The organism is Wolbachia endosymbiont of Zygogramma bicolorata (genome assembly GCF_051130665.1).
In the GTDB taxonomy this organism is placed as follows: domain Bacteria; phylum Pseudomonadota; class Alphaproteobacteria; order Rickettsiales; family Anaplasmataceae; genus Wolbachia.
In genome coordinates, this window is record NZ_CP149530.1 from 243,297 (window position 1) to 267,520 (window position 24,224).

Below are 24,224 nucleotides of genomic sequence, written 5' to 3' on the forward strand. Positions count from 1 at the left end.
ACTGATGTTTTTGCTATGTTTTATGTACAGTTTACAATTATTTGCAACGGAGATGCCAGCAATGAAAATAACAATTTCTAAAATTTCGCCCGATTTTAAAACAATAGTAATGGGTTTATTTGAGGACAACGAAACCGTAAATGATGGCAGAGTTTTGCAAGGAAAACAGATCATAGATAATATAAAGCAATTTAGCGATTTTAATGGAAGCTTTGGTGAATTTTCTTCTACCATTTTACCAGAAGGAAAAAACGTTGTAGTTGTTGGACTTGGTAAGAAGGATGAATGGAATGAAAATAAAGAATTAAATATTGGTGGTAAAATATATTGTGAGCTAAGCAGATTAAAAATTAAGAAAGCAGCGATTTTAATCGAAGGTAGTGCAGCAAATGTTGCATATGGTGCGTTTCTGCGTAGTTTTAAGTTTGATAAGTATAAAACTAAAAAGGATGAGAAAATTACAGAGGTAGAGGAAATTACCGTATTAGTAAAAGATGAGCAATTAAGTAATGCTGAAAGATCATTTGAGCACTCAAGGCAAGAAGGTGAGAGTATATTCCTTGCGCGCTCTTTTATAACAGAGCCTCCTAACATTCTATATCCAGAATCCTATGCTGATCATATAAAAAAAGAGCTTACTAAGCTTGGTCTTGAAATCGAAGTGCTTGATAAAAAGCAGATGGAAGAGAAAAAAATGGGAGCCTTGCTTGGAGTCGCACAAGGAAGTAGTAAAGAACCAAAATTAGTAGTGATAAAATGGAATGGGGCTTCTAAAGAACAAAAGCCAATAGCTTTTGTTGGTAAAGGTATAACGTTTGACACTGGTGGAGTATCACTCAAACCTTCACGTGGTATGGAGTCGATGAAATATGACATGGCAGGCTCTGCTGCTGTAGTTGGGGTGATGCATGCTTTAGCAGGACGAAAAGCAAAAGTAAATGCAATCGGCGTGGTTGCACTTGCAGAGAATGCAGTGGGTGGTAATGCTCAAAGGCCGAGTGATGTAGTAACTTCAATGTCTGGACAGACGATAGAAGTGTTGAACACCGATGCAGAAGGAAGGCTCATACTTGCAGATGCTTTATGGTATACGCAAGACAGATTCTCACCAAAATTTATGATTGATCTTGCAACTTTAACTGGTGCTATAGTGGTTGCACTTGGAAATAACGAATATGCTGGTCTTTTTTCAAATAATGATGAATTAGCAAACCGTCTGATTGATGCAGGAAATGAAGTAAGTGAGAAGTTATGGCGTTTTCCTATGAATGAAACTTATGACAAAATTATTGATTCACCGATTGCTGATGTTCAAAACATCGCTCCTGCAGGCTCTGGTGGAGATAGCATAATGGCTGCACAGTTTTTACAGCGTTTTGTGAATGAAACTTGCTGGGCACATTTAGATATCGCAGGCACTGCTTGGCACGAAAAAGGTACTGACATTTATCCAAGAGGAGCAGTAGGTTTTGGTGTAAGGTTACTTAATAAGTTGGTTAAAAAGTACTACGAAGCCAATGATTAAAGGTCTTTATACTGGATTTATGGCTTGACTCACAGCTACATGAACGTTTATTTTCGAGGCGCAGCAAATGAAAGTAGCTGATGCATATTTCTTTTTTTCTGGTCAAGCACTGGAATGATATCAAGGAGTAACTTTTTATTTAAACAATGATTATAATAAGAGATCTATTGAAATTTTAAAGTTATTAAATATTGACGCTATATACTTAAGTGTTAAAATAGAATGAAAAGTTTTTAGGAGTTTATATGGCAGTAGGTGGGAAAGCAAAGACAGCTAGTAAAAATAACCCTACTCAGCGTAAGAAGGCCGAGCAAAAAATGTATAAAGATAAACCGGTAAAACCTGTTAGATATATAGATCGTGACTCGCGCATGAATTATATGTCTGCTCAATATGACAACGGCAATCTGGTTGAAGATGAGGTAAGCGGCAATCCTATAAAGTGGGAAGCTGTATAATAGTTGTGGTTAAAGTTACTATTAATTCTAAGGAATGTGAAGTAGAGCATGGGCTCACTATAATTCAAGCTTGTGAAGTCGTGGGCGTTGAAATTCCACGTTTTTGTTATCATGAGCGTTTAGCAATTGCTGGTAACTGCAGAATGTGTTTGGTTGAAGTTGAGGGTGGGCCTCCAAAACCAGTAGCCTCTTGTGCAATGCCAATTGCAGAAGGGATGGTTATTCACACTGATACCCCTAAGGTTAAAAAAGCACGTGAAGGTGTGCTTGAGTTTTTGCTAATTAACCACCCGCTTGATTGCCCAATTTGCGATCAAGGTGGTGAATGCGATTTGCAAGATATCACGATGGCTTATGGGAAAGGAACCAGCAGACTTGATGAGCATAAGAGGGCTGTGCCAAAAAAACACTTCGGACCACTGATTGAGACTGCGATGAATCGATGCATTCATTGCACTCGGTGTGTTAGATTTTTGTCTGATGTTGCAGGTATAAATGAACTTGGAGGAATCGGAAGGGGAGAAAATGTAGAGATTAGCACTTACATAAAAAGGCATATTAGTTCTGAATTATCTGGAAATATCATAGATCTCTGCCCGGTAGGGGCTTTAACTTCAAAGCCTTACTCCTTTACAGCGCGTCCATGGGAGCTATCACATTGTGAGACTATAGATGTGCTAGATGCTGTGGGAAGTAGCATTAGAGTTGATTATCGTGGCCTGGAAGTTATGCGAATATTACCAAGACTGAGCGAAGAGGTAAATGAAGAATGGATATCAGATAAAACCCGCTTTGCCTATGATGGACTAAAAGTTCAGCGTCTTGATCAACCTTATGTAAAAAAAGATGGTAAATTAGCCCCAGTTGATTGGAATGAAGCATTAACTATTGCTGCAAAGAAATTAAAGAATACAAAATCAAATAAAATAGCTGCAATTGCAGGTGATTTAGCAGATTGTGAGTCTATGCTTCTACTCAAAGAAGTGATGCAGAAGCTCGGCTCGGGGAATATAGACTGCAGGCAAGATGGTGCAAAGCTTATACCAAGTAATCGCGGATCTTATGTGTTCAATACCACTACCCAGGGTATAGAGAATGCAGATTTGTGTCTGCTTATAAATACAAATCCAAGGATAGAAGCACCGATCATTAATGTAAGATTGAGAAAGAGATATTTACAGGGTAACTTTCCTATTGCAAGTGTTGGTCCTAACATTGAATATTTGTATCATGTTGAGAAATTGGGCGATAATCCTGATGTTTTGAGTAAAATAGCAAATGGAAATCATAAATTCTGCGAGCTGCTGGTAGCTGCTCAAAACCCTATGCTGATCATTGGTCAAGATGCATTAGTAAGAGATGATTCTGAATCAGTTCTAGTTCTAGCTGGCAAAATTGCAGAAAAATTTAACATGGTCAGAGACGACTGGAATGGCTTTAATATGCTGCATAAAGCTGCAGCAAGAGTTGGTGGTCTGGACGTTGGGTTTGTTCCTGAAAAAGGTGGAAAAGACACTAATCAGATACTGGAAAATGCAGAAAGTGGTGACATAGAAGTGGTTTATCTTCTTGGTGCAGATGAAATTGATACATCAAAATTAGAAAATACATTTGTAATTTATCAAGGTCATCACGGTGATAAGGGTGCACATGTGGCAGATGTTATCTTGCCTGGTGCTGCATATACAGAAAAATATGCAACTTATGTAAACACTGAAGGTCGAGTGCAAAGAACAAATTTAGCTGTATTCCCACCTGGTGAAGCAAAGGAGGATTGGTTAATTATTAAAAATCTTTCACAATATTTAGACCTTTCTTTACCGTATGATAGTTTATTTGATGTGAGAAAAAAATTAGATACTATCGGTCCACAGTTTAGAAATGCCGATCAAGTGGTAAAAAACACATGGGTGCCAATTAGCAATGATGGGATAAGCTTAAGTAATACACCTTTCACTTTAAAGGAGTGTAATTTTTATATGACGGATTCAATAAGTCGCGCTTCAAAAATAATGGCAGATTGTACTAAAGCTTTTTATGAACACGCTAGTTAATATTTTATTTATTTTAGTACCGCTACTACTTTCAGTTGCGTACTTGGTATACTTTGAGCGTAAGGTTATTGGTGCAATTCAACTGAGACACGGCCCAAGTGTAGTTGGACCTTTTGGGCTATTGCAGCCATTTGCAGATGCTATTAAGCTACTGATTAAAGAGCCGATAATACCATTTAGAGCGAGCACCATACTGTTCATTATGGCTCCAATGCTTACCTTTATCTTGGCATTAATTGCCTGGGCAGTTATACCGTTTGGTGCTGAAGTAATTGTAGAAAATGGCCAGCAAGTAGTGATTCCTAAGGTTATAGCAAATATTAATGTTGGAGTGCTTTATGTGCTAGCTATATCGTCGCTGGGAGTATACGGCGTAATTATTGCAGGCTGGTCAAGCAATTCTAATTATGCATTTCTTGGCGCTATACGGTCGGCTGCTCAGATGATTTCATATGAAGTTTCAATAGGCTTAATAGTTGCTACAGTTGTTGTTACAACTGGTACGTTGAACCTTGGAGAGATGGTGGTAGCGAAACACAACATGCCATTTTGGGTTGATTTGCTACTAATGCCTATAGGAATAATATTTTTTATTTCTTTGCTTGCAGAAACTAATCGTCACCCATTTGATTTACCAGAAGCTGAAGCAGAGCTTGTCTCTGGATATAACGTTGAATATTCATCCATGCCTTTTGCCCTCTTTTTTCTTGGAGAATATGCAAATATGATTCTAGCAAGTGCTATGATGACGATATTCTTTCTAGGAGGATGGTATCCGCCGCTGGAGTTCAGTTTACTTTACAAAATTCCAGGTTTGATTTGGTTCGTTTTGAAGATAGTTATACTTTTGTTCGTATTTATTTGGATTAGAGCAACAATACCTCGTTATCGATATGATCAGCTAATGCGTCTTGGTTGGAAAGTGTTTCTGCCAATATCGGTGCTTTGGGTGGTACTCATTTCAGGAGTGTTGCTCTTTACTGGGAATTTACCTGGGTCCAATGTTTAATTTTCCAAATACAAGATTAAGGCGCAGGCGCTCGAGCAAATGGGTTCGCAATTTAACAAGTGAAAATAGTCTATCAGTAAATGATCTGGTTCTTCCTCTGTTTGTTCACGACAGAAAAGAAACAACTGAACCAATTTCTGGCTTACCAGACGTAAAGTGTTATTCAATAGATGGATTAGTGTCTATAGTTAAGGAAGCTAAAGATTTAGGAATTAATGCTGTTGCAATTTTTCCTGTAGTTGATAGTAAACTAAAATCTGAAAACGCTGAGGGAGCATATAATTCTGACAACTTAATCTGCAAAGCAATCCGTGCTGTAAAATTAAAGGTACCTGAAATTGGTATTATTGCAGACGTTGCACTGGATCCATACACTATTCATGGCTATGACGGCATTTTAAAAGATAATCAGATGGATGTAGAAAACGATGAAACTATATCAGTACTGTGTAAGCAAGCACTTGCTTTAGCGAAGGCAGGATGTGATATAGTTGCTCCTTCTGATATGATGGATGGTAGAATAGGAAGAATCAGAAAATCATTAGATGATAATAACTTTCAAGACGTATTAATATTATCTTATGCGGTGAAATATTGCTCTAGCTTCTATGCTCCATTCAGGCAAGTCGTTGGTTCATGTGGGCTATCACATTCTATAGACAAAAGTGGTTATCAAATGGATTATAAAAATGCGCACGAAGCAATGTGCGAAATTGAAATGGATATAAATGAAGGTGCAGATTTTATTATGATTAAACCAGGTATGCCATATTTGGATATTATCAAAACAGCAAGTGATAAGTTTAATTTTCCGATTTTTGCTTACCAAGTAAGCGGTGAGTACGCAATGATAAAAGCTGCTGCAAATAATGGCTGGCTAGATTATGACAAGGTGATTTATGAATCTTTGATTGGTTTCAAACGTGCGGGTGCAAGTGCAATATTCACTTACGCTGCACTTGATATTGCAAAAAATTTAAGTGCACAAGCCCTATAAAATTACTAAATTTTTGGCGCATGTTCTTCTACTGTTGCTGCATATTACCTAAAATTTTCCAATACATGTTTTAAGTTATTGATAAGTCCGTTACAATACAGTATTATAAATAATATAAACCAAGTGTTACTTAGAGCATGGGGATTTTTTTTAAATTTTTGGGAAAGATGCTAGGTAAGGTTTTTCCTGCCAAAACAGTAAGCTCTTTTTTGGGAATAGGATATTTACCAGGTTGGCAGAACTATTGGTCTTCTTTTTTAATATTATTTATTGTCGATGTTATATTGATTTTTACATATGGAGGCGAATATTTACTATATAAAATGCCAAATTCAGGAATAGTTGTAGCTGCTGTTTTTACAAAATTGGCAATAGTTATGTTAGTAATACAATTAATTGGAATATTTATTTTTCATGCTCAGGACCCTTCAGCAAACAGTGGTGAAGAAATAGTAATACAAATAGCGTCAGGGCAAGTATTGACTGTAGCACTTTCAATGCCAGCAATAATGTCAATTTATTATACTGTAAGTAAACTCTATGGGAGTATATGTAAGCAGATGTTTCAATGCCCATTTTGGTTTAATGATTTTATGCACTTTTTCTTTTTTCTTATGATACCTTACGTATTTTTTAATGTCGTAGAAGTGATAAAACCATGGCCAATAAGTTCAATACAACTCAGCTATAATAATGCAATTTCAATTACATTTGAGGGGATTTTTCACACATTTTATGCGGTGATTTTACTGTATTTAACAGCATTTATATTCTGCGATTTAACTATGCATGATGCAATTGTCCTAAATAAAAGCATAATTCAGTATGTGAGGGAAAGTTCAGCAGTTTTAGGTGATTATTTACATAGTGCTGCAAAAAAAATAAATATTGAATAGTACTTATTTATTTATATATTTAGTATAAAAAGTGTGCAATTTGTGTGAATTTACAAAGTATAATAAAAGAGTTGCAAGATTTTTGGGCTGGTGAAGGGTGCGTTATACTTCACCCATACACATCTGAAGTTGGTGCTGGTACATTACATCCTGCAACAATTATGTCTGCAATTGATACAAAACCGACAAAAATTGCATATCTACAACCAGTAATTAGGCCAGCAGATGGACGCTATAGTGATAATCCTAATCGCTTGTATCAACATCACCAATATCAAGTTATAATAAAGCCATCTGGTAATAATTTACAAAACGTCTATTTAGATAGCTTAAAAGCTCTTGGCATATCTACAGAAAAATATGATATTAAGTTTGTTGAAGATGATTGGGAAAACCCAAGTGTTGGTGCATCAGGACTTGGATGGGAAGTTACATGCAATGGAATGGAAGTAACACAGCTTACTTATATACAGCAAGTTGGAGGGATTGACTGCAAGATGATTCCTGGTGAGGTGGCATATGGGTTGGAACGTTTAGCAATGTGCATACAAGGTGTAGATAATGTTTACGATATAACTTGGAACGATAACGGTGTAACTTACGGAGATATTTTTAAACAAAGAGAATATGAATTTTCTTATCTAGCGTTAGATTATTATGATACTAAAGTGGTACAGCAGCAATTTGAAGATACGGAAAAATTATGTAAGTTCCTTATTGAAAAGGAGCTACCAATTGCAGCTTATGACCAATGTATTAAAACTAGTCACCTACTTAATCTGCTTGATGCAAGAGGTGTGCTTGGTGTCAATGAACGTACAGCGCATATTGGTAGAGTTAGAGAGCTGACAAAAAAATGTTGCGAATTGTACATGAGTAAATAGCGTATGTCGTTGCAGTTGTTATTTGAGTGCCTTTCAGAAGAAATACCATCGAGAATGCAGAATATAGCTGCAACTCAAGTTAAGAGCTGTATTGCCAATGTTTTTAACAAAAATAATGTAAAATTTACATCAATGGAGGTTTTTGTAACGGCACGTCGCATTACCCTATTTGTTGACAACATAAATGCTTTGGAGCTAAAGGATTCCAATAACGAAGTTAAGGGACCAAACATTAACGCACCAAAAAGTGCTATCGAAGGTTTTTTAAGAAAATATCAGAAAAATGAAGAAGATTTGCTCGTTCGAAAAGTAAATAATGAGGATTTTTACTTCATTAAAAGAGAAAGCTGCTCATTTAACATCAGAGAATTCCTCAAAAATCAACTGGAGGAAATGCTCAAAAACTTTTCTTGGTTGAAGAGCATGAGATGGGGCGAAGGAAAAGAAAGGTGGGTTAGGCCAATTAAAAACATTTTATGCATTTTAAATGACGAAATAATACCTGTGTCTTTTGCAGGGATCACAGCATCTAACACAACATATGGCCATCGATTTCTCTCAAGTGATGCGACGTTAACTATTAAAGCACCTAAAGACTATTTTGAATTGCTAGAAAAAAACAGCGTAATTCTCCAGATGGACAAAAGAAAGCAATTTATACTAGATCAGATTAATAAATTCACAAAAGAGCAGAATTTACAACTTGAGAAAAATGATTATTTACTAAATGAATTGACAGGGCTTATAGAGTGGCCAATCGTACTGTTTGGTGAAGTGAATCAAGAAAAGTCATTTGGATTACCGAAGGAAGTAATTCTTAGTATAATTAATACGCAGCAAAAATATCTTGCTTTAAGTAATGGAAAGAGAATTTCACACTTTGTCACTGTTGTCAACGTCAACAATGGTGAAGTTGTTAAAGGACACGAAAGAATATTAGAAGCACGTCTTGCTGATGCACAATTTTTGATATCTCAGGACAAAAAGGAAGATCTGGATCATTATGTCAAAAAATTGGGTTCGATATTATTTCATGCTTTTCTTGGCAGCGTGGGGGAAAAGGTGAAGCGTATTACGTCTCTGTCAAAGTATATAGCTATATTTATTCCACATGCTTCGCTGATAAAAGTTGAACGTGCTGCATATTTGGCAAAAGCTGATTTGGTAACATCGATAGTAAGAGAGTTTCCAGAATTACAAGGAGTAATGGGTGGATATTATGCTTCTTATTTTCAAGAAGATAGAGAAATAGTGGAAGCTATAACTGAACACTATAAGCCAATCGGGCCAGAGCAGGAGTGTCCTAAATCCCCTTCAGCAATTGCTGTGTCAATTGCAGACAAAGTGGATAGCTTAGTTGGTTTAATTGCAGCAGGTGAGAAAATCTCTGGTTCGTATGATCAGTTTGGTTTGCGGAGAATGACAATTAGTATAATTAGAACAATACTTGAAAATAATTTGCATATTCCAATTAGGCTATTGATAGATAAGTCAGTATCTTTATATTCAAGGCTTCTATTTAATGAAAATACAACGTCAGTTGATAAGCCAAATAGAAAACAAATTTCAGAACTAGTATTTAGATTCTGCTTAGAAAGATTCAAGGTTATTTTAAAAAATAGAGATATAAGGCAAGATGTCGTAGATTCAATACTATATAAAATCGATATTAATGATCTGCTGACAGCAGAAAAGCAAACTGTTATATTGGATCGTTATCTTAGTACGCCAGAAGGTGAACAGATTCTAAGCACTTACAAAAGAGTCAGTAACATGATGAGCAAAGTAAGGAAAAGTGATGGCACTACTTATAGTGCATCTTACGGTAAGAGATTTTTGATTGAAAATGAAGAAATTGCGCTATCAAATTGTGCTATAACTGCTTGTAAAAACATAAAACAAGCGATAAAAAATAACCACTTTAATGCAGCGCTTGATGAACTTGCTGGTTTTGCTCCGTTTATCAATCAGTTTATGGACAGTGTAAAGATTAACTGTGATTCTGATAAGCTGAGAAGAAACAGATTATCTTTGCTTGAAAATGTAGTTTCCGTCTTTCATTTAGTAGCAGATTTTAACCTCATACAAGTCAAGTAATGGATAAATGTTCAAGCAATATAAAGAACAGATAAAATTATCTCCGCAGTCTTGTGGTGTGTATAAGATGATTGGAGATAAGGATAAAGTTTTATACATTGGTAAAGCAAAAAACTTGAAATCGAGATTATCTGACTACCTTCAATTCGAAAACCTTTCTGAACGAATTAGAGTTATGCTCTCACAGGTTGTTAAGGTTGAAATATTCATCACTGAGAATGAAATCGAAGCACTGCTTCTTGAAGCACAGTTAATAAAATCATTGAAACCACTTTATAATATTGTGCTCAAGGATGGAAAATTTTATCCTTATATAACAATTTCCAAGCACGATTATCCAAGAATAGCAAAATATAGAGGCAAATTTAAGAAGAATGAGTTTCATTATTATGGTCCCTTTACATCTGCCGCTGCTGTTAAGCAAACTATATTGTCATTGCAAAAAGCTTTTCTCCTAAGAGTATGTTCAGATCAATACTTTTCCTCAACAAAAAGACCATGTATTGAATATCAAATTAAGCGCTGCTCAGCACCATGCATAAACAAAATCACAAAAGACGACTACTGCCAATCAGTAAAACAGGCACGAAATACATTGCTTGGAAGAAATAAGGAAGTGAAAGAACAGTTACTTTTCACAATGAGAAAGTGCAGCAGTGAAGAAAACTATGAGCTTGCTGCTATATATAGAGATCGAGTAAAGTTTCTTGAGCAAATTCAAATACAGCACACGGATTTTTCTTTTGAAAAAGATGCAGATTTCTTCAGTATTGTACGTGAAGAGGATCTAGCATGTATTAGTGTGTTATCGTTCAGAAATAAAGACAACTACGGCAGCACTCCTTACTTTGCCGAGAACTGTAGTGATCACTCAAATGATGAAATTTTATCCACCTTTTTGGTCAATTTTTATAATTCAGCTAACATACCTCCAATACAAATTTACGTTCCAGATTCTATTGTGGATAAGGAAATTATAGAACAAGCACTACATAAGGTTGCTCAAAAGCCAGTAAAAGTTCTGCATGCAAAGAATAAAAAAGAGCGTGATTTATTGAAATTTGTTTATGATAACTCTCAGCATAGCTTAGAGCAGAAGCTTATCGATTATAGAAATAACCTAGAAAAGCTTGAGGAGCTTAGCAAAATCTTCTTGTTACCAAACATTCCAAAGCGTATTGAGGTTTATGACAATAGCCATATATTTGGAAATCAACAAATTGGTGTAATGGTTGTTGCAGGGCAGGAGGGTTTTTTAAAAAGTGAGTACAGAAAATTTACTATAAAGGAAAAATTTTCAGGCGATGACTATAAAATGATGAGGGAAGTGCTAACCAGACGTTTCTCCGGCAATATAAAAGGCATAATACCTGATTTTTTACTGATTGATGGTGGACCAGGACATGTTTCCATAGTACAGAATGTACTGGAAGTATTGAATATAAACGTTCCTTTTGCTTGTATGGCAAAAGGTCCTAATCGTAACGCAGGAAATGAAACATTTTATATGCTGGGCAGGGAAGAATTCAGTCTGGCAAATGACAGCAAAGTCATGCTTTACTTACAATTGCTGCGTAATGAAGCCCACCGTTTTGCGATAACTTCACATAGAAAAAAACGCGATAAACAGTTTATAGTTTCACAATTAAGCAAAATACCCGGCATTGGCAACAAAAGGAAAAAGGCGTTGATGTCTTATTTTGGTTCAGTGAAAAATATAAGCAAAGCTTCTCTGGCTGAAATTCAAAACGTACATGGAATTAGTAAAGGTTTAGCAGAAGTCATTCTTAAATACGTGAATTATAAGAGAGGAGTGCTCTTAACCTGACGTAACCGTTCACGGATTGTGAGAATGAATTAAAGAACTAAGCAGTGACAGCTACTAGATTCTGTAGCTTTTGAAAGGGGTTCTGGCCATTTAGACGTGATGTCAAAAATATCGACAACATTCTTTCCACGAATCTTTCTCCACGTTCTGACCAGGTGAAAAAGCTGTTTTTACGATAAATTACGTACCGTCTAATTTGCCGTTCTGCAAGGTTATTAGTTGTTTCTATCACTTCAGGTTTTCTTAAAAACTTCCACATCATATCCTCAGATCGTAACATCTTAGCGGCCATTCTTGAAGCTTGAGTGCTATTTGCAACCCTCGTCATTTTACGTAAAAAATGTTTTACCCTTTTCCGAATTTTTCCCACCAGTCGATAAAATCTCAAATTATCTATCAAATTTTGTTTTTTTGCCTTATCTACTACAAACACCTTATTGCTGAGCGATTTTAGTGCTTGGCCAATTTTGCTCACTTCAACATTTTTACTATGGGCAAATCTCTCAAAATCTCTTGCCAGATGTGCCCAACATATCTGTCTATTTTCACGATTGAAGTAATTGTATACAGCGTATCTATCGCTCACAAATATACCATCATATTCTGGCAGTAAACTCTTCAACACCTTCTTACCACGAGACTCGCTTACCTTCAGAAGTGTCAACGCTTTGTTTGTTATTACCCAACTCCAGCCTCTCTTTCCTTGATTTCTGTGCCCTGTTTCGTCTATATGCAAATACTCGCTTCCTTGCAACTCTTCCTTCATTTTCTCATATTCAGATGCACACTTCTTCGATACCCTGCGTTCAGTATTTGAGACTAAACCAAGGCTTATATTTAGATTAAAAATACTGCCCAAAATTTGCTGTACCTCTCTTTTTGAGTTAATAAAAAAGCCGCTAAGGCTGCTTATAACTGTTTTAGCATTGGGTCCTAGAAAATCTCTTGCAACACCTTCGGGTAAATTTGCTGTAATTCTTTTATTACATACTCTACAATCTCCTCTTTGCAACCTGTACTCAGTTACAATTGGCTTAATTTCTGGCAACTCTGCCTTCTGATGAATAATTTCATCTTCTAAAGTAATCTTACCTCCACACATACAAATTGTATCAATTGTGCATCTCACTACCTCGTCTGCAGCCATTAATTCACGCTTATGCACCTTATGTCCTGGCTGACCTCCTGGTTTTTTATCACTTTTCTTTTTGCTTTCTTACGATATATATCTCGTGATGGTGGCAGCGATGAATTTTGCGAATTTAAGCCCAATTTGTCTTCTAATTCAACTATTTTTGCTTTCAAGCTATCATTTTCTCTGATCAGTGCTTTTATTTCTTCCTTGAGATTAGCGTTTTCTGCTACAACCTTTTCTTGCAGCACTGTTGTCATTTACCCATTCCATATTTAGCTTCCTATCTCTTTACACTTTTATACTTACTTTGTAAACCACCTTATCTCCGTGAACGGTTACTGGCAGGTGGTGTCATTCCAGTCTGGGATCCAGCCTTTTCATAATCATCAAAACGTTGTATTTTAACATAAAACGGCTGCTTTTATGCTTACCAACTTAGCTGGATCCCAGACTGGGATGACACCATAGTCAAGCTTTTTCGTAAGTTACCTACCACTTGAGCCAAAGCCCCCTGCATTGCGACCGGTTTCTTCTGTGCAGAATTCTTCTCTGTCATCCCAAATTACCTGAGACACAGGAGAAATAAGGATTTGTGCAATTCTATCTCCTCTTTTTATCTCATACGACTGATTACTTAGATTAATTAGGCAAATCTTCACCTCACCTCGATAATCAGAGTCTATAGTGCCCGGAGAATTTAAGACAGTGATTCCATGTTTTGCAGCAAGACCAGAACGTGGGCGGATTTGCCCCTCAAAACCGTTTGGTATTGCAATCACAATTCCAGTTGGAACAAGTAATCTCTCAAGTGGATTTAAAACAGCAGAGTCATTCAATGCAGCATAAAGATCCATACCAGCACTCTGCGTAGTTGCATAACATGGAAGAGACAAGTCTTCTCCGTGTGATAATCTCTTTATTTCTACTTTAATTTTACTTCTTTGCACTCCAATTTACCAACTATGAAGATTCAATTATAGCATGTAAATTGTATCTGCAAAAGTAATAAATGTTACATCGTAAATGATGTCATTCTAGTGCGTGACGCTAGGCCATAAAATAAGTTTTTCGTTTCTATATGCGCTACCTTAAGACTTTAATTATACAACGTCTTAACGCACTTAACCCCATCGACATATAAATTTGCATGACTTTTTTGAGTATTAAGCAATGCAAGTCCAATGTTGTCTACACTAGAGCGCAGTTCCCCTATTTCCTCATTATTTTCATTTGTCACTTTAGTGCCAATATCTGGAAGTGCGTTATCCCCCTCAACAAGATAAAGTTTTCTTCTGAATATTTCTTGTCTGCTCATTCGATTTACGACTTCCTGACCTACGTAACACCCCTTATTAAAGCTTATACCGTTTGCCTTATCGATTAAATATTGCAATGGGAACGATGAATTTTGTACCATATCTTTTGCTCCATCTGGGACAAGGTTTTTAATTCTAACTTTTTCATACTGAATAAAATCTCCAACCGGTTCTTTTATTTCATCTTTATGTATGATCCTCATTCCTAGCAGCTTGTGCCTTGGATCTTGAAAAATAACTTGTGACTTACTACTACACTCCGCCAACTTAGTATCAAACAAAACTCCAACCTTATATAGTGCACTAATGTCTTTAATTTTCACTCTCAAATAAGTTTTAAGTAAATCTAGTTTCTCGATTATTTGCTGTAAGTGCACATTTTCGCACTCTAAGAAAATATATCTACCATATTCAATAAGAAAAAAATCATATAGGTATTTTCCCTGAGGGCTAAGCAATAAAGAGTAAATAGCTTTTTGGCTATCTAGCTTATTAATATCATTGGTTATAATGCCCTGCAGAAAATCTCTAGTGTCAGGCCCATATAGCACTATCACACCACGACTTAAGAATGGTATATAACTCATGAAATCTCTATAAATAAACCTAAATTTTATTATATAACATTAGGCTCTTTTAGAAACTGCTTTTGGCGTGCATATTTTATATGGTGTGCATATTTTACAAGCTCCAGCCCTTGAAATCTAACTTACGAGTATATATATAAAGTTATAGGTTAATTTGTTGAGAGGAAAAGCAAATGTCAAGTATAAGTTTAAATGTATTGGATGATAGCGTGCTGATCAAGCCTATTAGCGAGGAAAAGCAGGGTGGAATTATGCTTCCATCAAGTGCTGAAAAGAAACCTACTAAAGGTGAAATTGTAGCAACTGGTGAAGGTTCACGCAACTCAAATGGCGAACGCATAGCTTTAACTGTAAAGGCTGGTGATAAAGTGTTCTATCGTCAATGGGCTGGTACAGAAATAGAACATAATGATGAAAAGCTTATCGTGATGAAAGAGTCCGATATACTTGCTGTCATTAAATAGCAGTCTTTATTTTACTAAATTGAAACAAAGCGCAACATGGCGCATTGTAAATGATTTTATTATAGTTTTCTAAATTTTTTATTAACAAGAGGTGATAAAAATGACTAATGTAGTAGTATCAGGTGAGCAGTTACAAGAAGCCTTTCGTGAAGTCGCAGCAATAGTGGATTCAACGGTAGCAATAACTGCGGGACCTAGAGGAAAAACAGTAGGGATTAATAAGCCCTATGGAGCACCAGAAATTACAAAAGATGGTTATAAGGTGATGAAGGGTATCAAGCCTGAAAAACCACTGAATGCTGCAATAGCAAGCATCTTTGCCCAAAGTTGTTCTCAATGTAACGACAAAGTTGGTGATGGTACAACAACGTGCTCAATATTAACTAGCAGCATGATCATGGAAGCTTCAAAATCAATTGCTGCTGGAAACGATCGTGTTGGTATTAAAAACGGAATACAGAAGGCAAAAGATGTAATATTAAAGGAAATTGCATCAATGTCTCGTACAATTTCTCTAGAGAAAATGGATGAAGTAGCGCAAGTTGCGATAATCTCTGCAAATGGTGATAAGGATATAGGTAACAGTATCGCTGATTCCGTGAAAAAAGTTGGAAAAGAGGGTGTAATCACTGTTGAAGAAAGTAAAGGTTCAAAAGAGTTAGAAGTTGAGCTGACTACTGGCATGCAATTTGATCGCGGTTATCTCTCTCCGTATTTTATTACAAATAATGAAAAAATGATCGTGGAGCTTGATAATCCTTATCTATTAATTACAGAGAAAAAATTAAATATTATTCAACCTTTACTTCCTATTCTTGAAGCTGTTGTTAAATCTGGTAAACCTTTGGTTATTATTGCAGAGGATATCGAAGGTGAAGCATTAAGCACTTTAGTTATCAATAAATTGCGTGGTGGTTTAAAAGTTGCTGCAGTAAAAGCTCCAGGTTTTGGTGACAGAAGAAAGGAAATGCTCGAAGATATAGCAACTTTGACTGGTGCTAAGTACGTCATAAAAGATGAACTTGGAATCAAGATGGAAGATCTGACACTTGATGATCTTGGTACTGCTAAAAATGTTAAAATTACTAAAGATAATACCACAGTTGTCAGCGAAAATAGCGATTCTGACAGTGTGAAAGCTAGAATCGAGCAGATCAAATCTCAAATTGAAACTTCAACTTCTGATTATGATAAAGAAAAGCTAAGAGAACGTTTAGCGAAATTATCAGGTGGTGTTGCTGTGCTAAAAGTTGGTGGAGCAACTGAAGTGGAAGTTAAAGAACGTAGAGATAGAGTTGAAGATGCGCTGCATGCAACAAGAGCTGCAATTGAAGAAGGCATAGTTCCAGGTGGTGGAGTTGCACTTCTTTATGCTTCATCTGTTCTCGACAAATTAAAAGGTGCAAGTGACGAAGAGCAAATAGGCATAAACATTATCAAGAAAGTTCTCAGTGCTCCAATTAGAAGGTTAGTTAAAAATGCTGGTCTTGAATCTGCTGTTATCATTGACTATTTGATTAAGCAGAATGATAAAGAGCTTATATACAACGTTGAGGCTATGAATTACGCTAATGCATTTACAGCTGGTGTGATTGATCCAGCAAAAGTGGTGCGTATTGCTTTTGAAACAGCGATATCTGTTGCGAGTGTGCTGATTACTACTGAATCTATGATAGTTGATGTACCAAGCAAAGAAAATGCTTCATCTCCTATGGCCGCAGGAGAAATGGGTGGCATGGGTGGATTCTAAGTAGAGTGAAACCGTGGAGCAATTGCTCCACGGTAGTTCCAAAAAATCTCACATTTTACTATTCGTTAAAGGTAATACGTTTGGTGCAGAAAGGCACTACTGTTTGCATCCGTTTCACTCTTTTATATTATGATTGTCTATAGGGAGAGTAGACCAGCGGACCTTCCCCGCCAGCCTCTCACAGAACTGTGCATGAAGTAGAGTGGGCAGCCAGCGAGTTACTTGTTAAGTACTTTTCCAACAACCCCTCTCCGAACCACGCATGATCGTTTCCGTATCACGTGGCTCTCCAATAATCTAACGTTTTAAGGAGTCACCATCATATTTTCCATATTGGATTTTCTTATGGCATTCATGACAAACAACAAGAGTCTTCCTCTGTCGTTCAATCATTCTCTTTTTCCATTTCGGTAGCTCAGTATTACGTTTACCTAGCAAATCAGCAAGTTTACGTACGTGATGTACTTCAATCTGCTCTTGTGATTTACATAATTCACAAGTTTGTGCCAATAGTCTTTGCTCTATTTCACTACGCTTATTCCATATTGGTATAAGGTTATCACTTATACTTACCCATTTATTCCATTTTAGTGACACAGCACCAAAGTGTGTAATTAATGGTATCTTTGATGGTAAACGATCTACTCTGACTTGGATGACTTTTCGTTTTTCACCTTCGTCGTTTTCAATCATTGCACCAAATTTTCTATAAATTTTCCTGCAAGTTGTTTTGTATTTAGATGCTAAAGTCTTTACTAATGATACTTCCATCACATACTTCAAATAACTTAGTGTGTGAAGGTTGTAGGCCATTTTGTAATATTGTACAATTCCTCGATATTCAGTTTGATACTGAGCAACAATACTGTAAGCTGTATCAAGTGTACGTTGAGGTAAATGTATAGGCTTTCCACAACGCATATATTCAGAACACTTTTTCTGCTTTATATGATGTGGTACACGTAACCCAATACTACCGTTAATACATCGTTGTGTCCGATGATCATGTTTATCATCTGCATGCAAGACGTGTATTTTATAACCTAAAAAATTGGCTTTGCTATCACACGCGTGTGTAATAAGCGTTTTATCTTCATTAAGCATAAGTTTGAGCTCCTCATTGAGGAATTTAGCAATCTCATTTTTAATTTGTTCAGCTTCATTTTTTGGTCCTGCAAACCCTACCAGAATATCATCACCATACCTAATACCAAATCTCATAAATAAGTAGGCAAATAACTCACAGAACAAATGGTTTTGATCGAACTTTCCATAATATTACGAATGAATGCACATACAGTATCCTCCAATAAACTAACAGAGTCATATATTCTATTTTTAATGAGATTGTCTTTCAAATATTGCCATAAACGCTCTACTGGATTTAACTCTGGTGAATATGGAGGTAAATAGATTAAGGTAATATTTTGTGGTATTTTTAAACCTTTGGATCTATGCCATCCTGCACAATCCACAACAAGAAATGCCTCCCTTGTTCCTAAATATTGTGACATCTGCTCAAGGAATATATTCATACAATCAGTATTGACGTTTGGTACGAATAAGCTAGAACTCTCTCGATTTCTAGGATTAACTGCACTATAGAGATAAAAGTTTTGCCTACCTAATTTTACCTTAACCTGTGTCCTAATGCCTTTTTTAAACCACCCGTGTCCAATCTTTGAATGTGTGCCAAACCGCGACTCATCGAAGAAAAATAGCTCTTTTTCGGGATACGTGACAATAGTTTCATTAAGATTTTTTTTTAAACTCTTCTTGTTTATTTTTATCCTGTTTATTGTGCACAGGCCTTGGAGTAATATACGAAAAACCTAACTTTTGCATCAGTCTATGTGCTGTAGACTTACTTACCTCAATAGAAAACATTTTCTCAATTATGATTTTTAATTTCTTAGCCGTTAGGTTGGCTCCTTCTTCTGCTATGACATTTTTAATTTCTTCTTGCTGCTTGTAGCTCAACTTCGGCTTTACTCCACGTCCTGGTTGTATTTTAAACGCATTGACTCCTCCTTCCTTAAATCTTGTAATCCACTTCATCAATGTAGTTCTAGTAATTCGGTATATTTGAGCAACTTTTGTTATTCCATATTCTTTTGCAGATATTATTGCCTGTAATCTTCTTCCTATCTCTCCTCTTATGCCGTGCTTCTTTAATTCCAGGTTACACTTATTATATAATTCTTCTCCTATTGCTTTACTTTTTCCTGCCATAACTCCCCACTAATTCTTAAATTATTCTATTTTAGAAATTTTTCTTTATTCCTCTATTTATTTTTAGGAATTGGTATAAGAAATTAAAAATCATAATTGAGAAAATGTTTTCTATTGAGGTAAGTAAGTCTACAGCACATAGACTGATGCAAAAGTTAGGTTTTTCGTATATTACTCCAAGGCCTGTGCACAATAAACAGGATAAAAATAAACAAGAAGAGTTTAAAAAAAAATCTTAATGAAACTATTGTCACGTATCCCGAAAAAGAGCTATTTTTCTTCGATGAGTCGCGGTTTGGCACACATTCAAAGATTGGACACGGGTGGTTTAAAAAAGGCATTAGGACACAGGTTAAGGTAAAATTAGGTAGGCAAAACTTTTATCTCTATAGTGCAGTTAATCCTAGAAATCGAGAGAGTTCTAGCTTATTCGTACCAAACGTCAATACTGATTGTATGAATATATTCCTTGAGCAGATGTCACAATATTTAGGAACAAGGGAGGCATTTCTTGTTGTGGATTGTGCAGGATGGCATAGATCCAAAGGTTTAAAAATACCACAAAATATTACCTTAATCTATTTACCTCCATATTCACCAGAGTTAAATCCAGTAGAGCGTTTATGGCAATATTTGAAAGACAATCTCATTAAAAATAGAATATATGACTCTGTTAGTTTATTGGAGGATACTGTATGTGCATTCATTCGTAATATTACGGAAAGTTCGATCAAAACCATTTGTTCTGTGAGTTATTTGCCTACTTATTTATGAGATTTGGTATTACAGCTATGCCATAACCATAAGATGCTGTTATTAAAGTGTTTTCACTCCATTTATCCGGGATTATCGGTGTAGATTTTTCTGGTATTTCTATTTTCAAAGGAGAAAATAGCTTCATAGCTTTAAAGTATTCTACTTGTTTTTCAATACCTAATTTAATTGCAATTTTTGCTGCACCAATGTTGGATGATTTCACAAATATATCTCGCACAGTGATTTCCGGAATCTTAAATTTATGAAGATCATAAATTTTATATTTCCCAATAGTGATTGGCTTTGACACGTCATATAAATCATCAATTTTTACAACGTTTGCATCAAGCGCTGCGGCTATTGTAAAGAATTTTAATACCGACCCCATCTCATACACCCCAAGACTGGCGCGATTAAACTTTTGTACGTCTTCTGCCTTATTCTGTAGGTTGGGGTTAAAATCAGGCAGAATGACCATTGAGATGACTTCACTATTTCTCACATTTAAAACAATTCCTACTCCGCCGAGTGCCTGATATCTGCTTACAGCTTTAGTTAGCTCTTCATGCACTATGCTTTGCACTCGTGTATCTAAGGATAGTTGAATACCCTGGCAAGGTGTTATTCCAGCGCGTAATGTTGGAATCCACGTATTTTTTTTCTGGACCCCAGTGTCAGCTACTTGGATAACAGAATGTTGTTTGTTTTTACTTATATATGCCTCAACTCCTGCAATACCGTTGCCATCTATGTCAGTGTAACCAAGCACGTGTGAAAATAAATTACTGTGAGGATATATACGTTTTACATCGTTATAGAAGTTTATTCCTGGCACGCCGGCATTTTTTATTGCTAACAGTTCTTTTGGAGTCAAGTGCCGTTTTACCCAAGCAAATTTCTTTTTTGAAGTAAGTACTCTATATGAATTCTCGTATTCAAGATCATTCAAAATAGAACACAGTTGTGCTGCTATACTTTCCGGATTCTTTACTTTGGTTGCATCTGTATATAGTGATGTTGTGGGCACATTTGTTGCTATTACCACTCCATTTCTATCTAAAATATCAGGTTGTTTATATACTGTATTATCTTTTCTAAAATTTTCTGAAGTAGTAGGTTGATCAAATGTTAAAGAGAATATGCGAAAAATAATTATTATATAAAACGTAAATAATGGTACTATAAAACACAGTGAGCGGAGCTTATTTTTAAGTAATGCTTGCATATTTACTTGATTTGACAAAAATGGAAATTATCTTAGCTGAGCCGCGAGGTTTTTGTGCCGGGGTAAAAAGAGCTGTGGACATATTAGCTATTACTTTAGAAAAATACAAAAACAAGTGCCAAGTTTATGTGCTACACGAAATTGTTCACAATAAATATATAGTAGAGGACTTTAAGAGACAAGGAGTGGTTTTTGTGAACAGTATCGAGGAAATTGAAGATAATGGAGGAATACTGATCTTCAGCGCGCACGGAGTATCAAAAAATATAGAAGATAAGGCAAAAAGAAAGGGTATTCAAGTGATTGATGCAACATGTCCTTTAGTCAGCAAAGTGCATAAAGAGGCAAAAAGGTATGAAAACAGTGGTAAAGAATTAATTCTCATTGGGCATGAAAACCATCCAGAAGTTAAGGGAATTAGAGGAAGAGTAAATAATCCTATCATTTTAGTGCAAACTGTGCAGGACGTACGCAATTTAAAAGTTAAAGATCCAGATAATTTATCTTATGTTACACAAACCACGTTAAGCATCGACGATACCCGTGAAATTATTGTTGCCCTGAAGCTCAGGTTTCCAAGCATAACAGGTCCAGATTTAAAGGACATATGCTATGCAACGCAAAACAGACAAAATGCTGTTAAAAAGCTAGCTGAAATTGTAGACATGGTGTTAGTTGTAGGAAGTAAAAATAGCTCAAATTCAAACCGCTTATTAGATCTGTGCACTGCCAGAGGAAAAAGAGCCTACTTAATTGATAATTACAGCTGTGTGAATAAAAGCTGGTTTCATGGCGTAGAAAAGATAGGAATCACTGCAGGTGCTTCTGCTCCTGACATATTGGTTGATGAATTAATGGACTACCTAAAAGTAAACCTGAGTGTAAAAATTTCAGTTATGCCAGGTGGTATTATTGAAAATGTTCAGTTTAAAATACCGAATCTGGTTTAAAACACAACTTATCTACTAAGCTTCTCTTGAAATCACACAAATCAGCATCTATAGCTAAGACGTCATACCGCGATTCATTAGACCTCTTGCATAACCATATAACAAACTTTTATTGGGAATAGAAACGAAAAAATTACTTTACAAGCTTTGCCAGCCCCCTTATCATTGTACTGAAGGTATTCAGTTATCTTCATCTGTGCAGATTAAACAGCAAGAAAACAACGTAGTTGGCGTCTTATTTTTAATTTTTTGCACTATGTGCACCTTATGTCTTCACAACATTTCTGGGTTTTTACCTATATAAGCTGAAACGCGCTTATAAGTCGTTTAAGACAGTATAGTACGCCAATTTGCAGGATTAGAGAGTGAACACTAATTACCACGGGGTTTCTTTGTAACCGTTCACGGAGATAAGGTGGTTTACAAAGTAAGTATAAAAGTGTAAAGAGATAGGAAGCTAAATATGGAATGGGTAAATGACAACAGTGCTGCAAGAAAAGGTTGTAGCAGAAAACGCTAATCTCAAGGAAGAAATAAAAGCACTGATCAGAGAAAATGATAGCTTGAAAGCAAAAATAGTTGAATTAGAAGACAAATTGGGCTTAAATTCGCAAAATTCATCGCTGCCACCATCACGAGATATATATCGTAAGAAAGCAAAAAAGAAAAGTGATAAAAAACCAGGAGGTCAGCCAGGACATAAGGTGCATAAGCGTGAATTAATGGCTGCAGACGAGGTAGTGAGATGCACAATTGATACAATTTGTATGTGTGGAGGTAAGATTACTTTAGAAGATGAAATTATTCATCAGAAGGCAGAGTTGCCAGAAATTAAGCCAATTGTAACTGAGTACAGGTTGCAAAGAGGACATTGTAGAGTATGTAATAAAAGAATTACAGCAAATTTACCCGAAGGTGTTGCAAGAGATTTTCTAGGACCCAATGCTAAAACAGTTATAAGCAGCCTTAGCGGCTTTTTTATTAACTCAAAAAGAGAGGTACAGCAAATTTTGGGCAGTATTTTTAATCTAAATATAAGCCTTGGTTTAGTCTCAAATACTGAACGCAGGGTATCGAAGAAGTGTGCATCTGAATATGAGAAAATGAAGGAAGAGTTGCAAGGAAGCGAGTATTTGCATATAGACGAAACAGGGCACAGAAATCAAGGAAAGAGAGGCTGGAGTTGGGTAATAACAAACAAAGCGTTGACACTTCTGAAGGTAAGCGAGTCTCGTGGTAAGAAGGTGTTGAAGAGTTTACTGCCAGAATATGATGGTATATTTGTGAGCGATAGATACGCTGTATACAATTACTTCAATCGTGAAAATAGACAGATATGTTGGGCACATCTGGCAAGAGATTTTGAGAGATTTGCCCATAGTAAAAATGTTGAAGTGAGCAAAATTGGCCAAGCACTAAAATCGCTCAGCAATAAGGTGTTTGTAGTAGATAAGGCAAAAAAACAAAATTTGATAGATAATTTGAGATTTTATCGACTGGTGCGAAAAATTCGGAAAAGGGTAAAACATTTTTTACGTAAAATGACGAGGGTTGCAAATAGCACTCAAGCTTCAAGAATGGCCGCTAAGATGTTACGATCTGAGGATATGATGTGGAAGTTTTTAAGAAAACCTGAAGTGATAGAAACAACTAATAACCTTGCAGAACGGCAAATTAGACGGTACGTAATTTATCGTAAAAACAGCTTTTTCACCTGGTCAGAACGTGGAGAAAGATTCGTGGAAAGAATGTTGTCGATATTTTTGACATCACGTCTCAATGGCCAGAACCCCTTTCAAAAGCTACAGAATCTAGTAGCTGTCACTGCTTAGTTCTTTAATTCATTCTCACAATCCGTGAACGGTTACCTATTTTTGCTTTCAAGCTATCATTTTCTCTGATCAGTGCTTTTATTTCTTCCTTGAGATTAGCGTTTTCTGCTACAACCTTTTCTTGCAGCACTGTTGTCATTTACCCATTCCATATTTAGCTTCCTATCTCTTTACACTTTTATACTTACTTTGTAAACCACCTTATCTCCGTGAACGGTTACGTCTACTG

At 36.1% G+C, this 24,224-nt stretch carries 20 protein-coding genes and 2 pseudogenes; 14 read left to right on the forward strand and 8 right to left on the reverse strand.

Translation table 11 applies throughout. The features are described 5' to 3' along the window. Positions 1-22 precede the first annotated feature (22 nt). From WKH12_RS01075 to uvrC, 9 genes are all read left to right on the forward strand, one after another. Positions 23-1,525 (forward strand): leucyl aminopeptidase, encoded by a 1,503-nt coding sequence (locus WKH12_RS01075; RefSeq protein WP_434732431.1) that lies wholly within the window; start codon positions 23-25, stop codon positions 1,523-1,525. A gap of 245 nt (positions 1,526-1,770) precedes the next feature. Next, positions 1,771-1,983, forward strand: coding sequence for a hypothetical protein (locus WKH12_RS01080; protein WP_006015760.1), 213 nt, complete (start codon positions 1,771-1,773; stop codon positions 1,981-1,983). Positions 1,984-1,988: 5 nt separating this feature from the next. Further along, the gene (nuoG, locus tag WKH12_RS01085; protein ID WP_434732432.1) at positions 1,989-4,037 is read left to right on the forward strand and encodes an NADH-quinone oxidoreductase subunit NuoG; all 2,049 of its coding nucleotides are present in this window, start codon (positions 1,989-1,991) and stop codon (positions 4,035-4,037) included. Next, on the forward strand, positions 4,021-5,046 hold the full coding sequence (gene nuoH, locus WKH12_RS01090) for an NADH-quinone oxidoreductase subunit NuoH (RefSeq protein WP_264687804.1): 1,026 nt from the start codon (positions 4,021-4,023) through the stop codon (positions 5,044-5,046). Before nuoG ends, nuoH begins: the two co-directional genes overlap by 17 nt. Then, a complete protein-coding gene (hemB, locus tag WKH12_RS01095) occupies positions 5,039-6,043 on the forward strand; it encodes a porphobilinogen synthase (RefSeq protein WP_434732433.1) in 1,005 nt (334 codons plus the stop codon). Before nuoH ends, hemB begins: the two co-directional genes overlap by 8 nt. Positions 6,044-6,180: 137 nt before the next feature. Continuing rightward, complete coding sequence (locus WKH12_RS01100) at positions 6,181-6,939, forward strand: phosphatidylglycerophosphatase (RefSeq protein ID WP_341822773.1); 759 nt, start codon at positions 6,181-6,183, stop codon at positions 6,937-6,939. 44 nt (positions 6,940-6,983) lie between these two features. After that, a complete protein-coding gene (locus WKH12_RS01105) occupies positions 6,984-7,823 on the forward strand; it encodes a glycine--tRNA ligase subunit alpha (protein ID WP_253307313.1) in 840 nt (279 codons plus the stop codon). Between the two features lie 3 nt (positions 7,824-7,826). After that, positions 7,827-9,920: a glycine--tRNA ligase subunit beta gene (gene glyS / locus WKH12_RS01110; protein WP_434732434.1), complete on the forward strand. Its 2,094-nt coding sequence runs from the start codon at positions 7,827-7,829 to the stop codon at positions 9,918-9,920. Positions 9,921-9,927: 7 nt separating this feature from the next. After that, a complete protein-coding gene (gene uvrC, locus WKH12_RS01115) occupies positions 9,928-11,748 on the forward strand; it encodes an excinuclease ABC subunit UvrC (RefSeq protein ID WP_434732435.1) in 1,821 nt (606 codons plus the stop codon). 37 nt (positions 11,749-11,785) lie between these two features. Here the strand turns inward: uvrC and tnpC (WKH12_RS01120) are convergent, their stop codons facing one another. From tnpC (WKH12_RS01120) to WKH12_RS01135, 4 genes are all read right to left on the reverse strand, one after another. Further along, on the reverse strand, positions 11,786-12,913 hold the full coding sequence (gene tnpC / locus WKH12_RS01120) for an IS66 family transposase (protein WP_434732436.1): 1,128 nt from the start codon (positions 12,911-12,913) through the stop codon (positions 11,786-11,788). Next, positions 12,895-13,140, reverse strand: coding sequence for a DUF6444 domain-containing protein (locus WKH12_RS01125; RefSeq protein ID WP_434732437.1), 246 nt, complete (start codon positions 13,138-13,140; stop codon positions 12,895-12,897). The genes tnpC (WKH12_RS01120) and WKH12_RS01125 overlap by 19 nt, the downstream gene beginning before the upstream one ends. A 228-nt stretch (positions 13,141-13,368) precedes the next feature. Further along, positions 13,369-13,830 carry a dUTP diphosphatase gene (gene dut, locus WKH12_RS01130; protein WP_264688252.1) on the reverse strand — a complete coding sequence of 154 codons (462 nt, stop codon included), beginning with the start codon at positions 13,828-13,830 and terminating at the stop codon, positions 13,369-13,371. Positions 13,831-13,979: 149 nt separating this feature from the next. Next, complete coding sequence (locus tag WKH12_RS01135) at positions 13,980-14,786, reverse strand: CAF17-like 4Fe-4S cluster assembly/insertion protein YgfZ (protein ID WP_253309649.1); 807 nt, start codon at positions 14,784-14,786, stop codon at positions 13,980-13,982. A 173-nt stretch (positions 14,787-14,959) separates the two neighbouring features. Here WKH12_RS01135 and WKH12_RS01140 point away from each other — a divergent pair, with 173 nt between their 5' ends. Both WKH12_RS01140 and groL read left to right on the forward strand, forming a co-directional pair. Then, positions 14,960-15,250: a co-chaperone GroES gene (locus WKH12_RS01140; protein WP_373457551.1), complete on the forward strand. Its 291-nt coding sequence runs from the start codon at positions 14,960-14,962 to the stop codon at positions 15,248-15,250. Between the two features lie 100 nt (positions 15,251-15,350). Then, the gene (gene groL / locus WKH12_RS01145) at positions 15,351-17,000 is read left to right on the forward strand and encodes a chaperonin GroEL (RefSeq protein ID WP_434732438.1); all 1,650 of its coding nucleotides are present in this window, start codon (positions 15,351-15,353) and stop codon (positions 16,998-17,000) included. 297 nt (positions 17,001-17,297) lie between these two features. Here groL and WKH12_RS01150 read toward each other — a convergent pair whose 3' ends face one another. Both WKH12_RS01150 and WKH12_RS01155 read right to left on the reverse strand, forming a co-directional pair. Continuing rightward, positions 17,298-18,221, reverse strand: coding sequence for a group II intron reverse transcriptase/maturase (locus WKH12_RS01150; RefSeq protein ID WP_434732439.1), 924 nt, complete (start codon positions 18,219-18,221; stop codon positions 17,298-17,300). Beyond that, positions 18,218-19,232, reverse strand: a protein-coding gene (locus tag WKH12_RS01155) for an IS630 family transposase (RefSeq protein ID WP_434732079.1) whose coding sequence is annotated in 2 segments (ribosomal slippage) — positions 18,218-18,766 and positions 18,768-19,232 — 1,014 coding nt in all. Because the reading frame shifts where the segments join, the coding sequence is not laid out codon by codon here. Before WKH12_RS01155 ends, WKH12_RS01150 begins: the two co-directional genes overlap by 4 nt. A gap of 77 nt (positions 19,233-19,309) precedes the next feature. Between WKH12_RS01155 and WKH12_RS01160 the strand changes: the two are divergent. Further along, positions 19,310-20,006: pseudogene (locus WKH12_RS01160) on the forward strand (IS630 family transposase); the annotation flags it as partial. A gap of 4 nt (positions 20,007-20,010) precedes the next feature. On the opposite strand, the pseudogene WKH12_RS01165 reads toward WKH12_RS01160, so the two are convergent. Beyond that, positions 20,011-21,213: pseudogene (locus tag WKH12_RS01165) on the reverse strand (peptidoglycan D,D-transpeptidase FtsI family protein); the annotation flags it as partial. A 20-nt stretch (positions 21,214-21,233) separates the two neighbouring features. Here WKH12_RS01165 and ispH point away from each other — a divergent pair. Next, positions 21,234-22,163 carry a 4-hydroxy-3-methylbut-2-enyl diphosphate reductase gene (gene ispH, locus WKH12_RS01170; RefSeq protein ID WP_341823202.1) on the forward strand — a complete coding sequence of 310 codons (930 nt, stop codon included), beginning with the start codon at positions 21,234-21,236 and terminating at the stop codon, positions 22,161-22,163. Between the two features lie 476 nt (positions 22,164-22,639). Then, positions 22,640-23,995, forward strand: coding sequence for an IS66 family transposase (tnpC, locus tag WKH12_RS01175; RefSeq protein WP_434732010.1), 1,356 nt, complete (start codon positions 22,640-22,642; stop codon positions 23,993-23,995). Between the two features lie 4 nt (positions 23,996-23,999). On the opposite strand, the gene WKH12_RS01180 is transcribed toward tnpC (WKH12_RS01175), so the two are convergent. Continuing rightward, on the reverse strand, positions 24,000-24,134 hold the full coding sequence (locus WKH12_RS01180; protein WP_434732440.1) for a hypothetical protein: 135 nt from the start codon (positions 24,132-24,134) through the stop codon (positions 24,000-24,002). Positions 24,135-24,224: the final 90 nt, after the last annotated feature.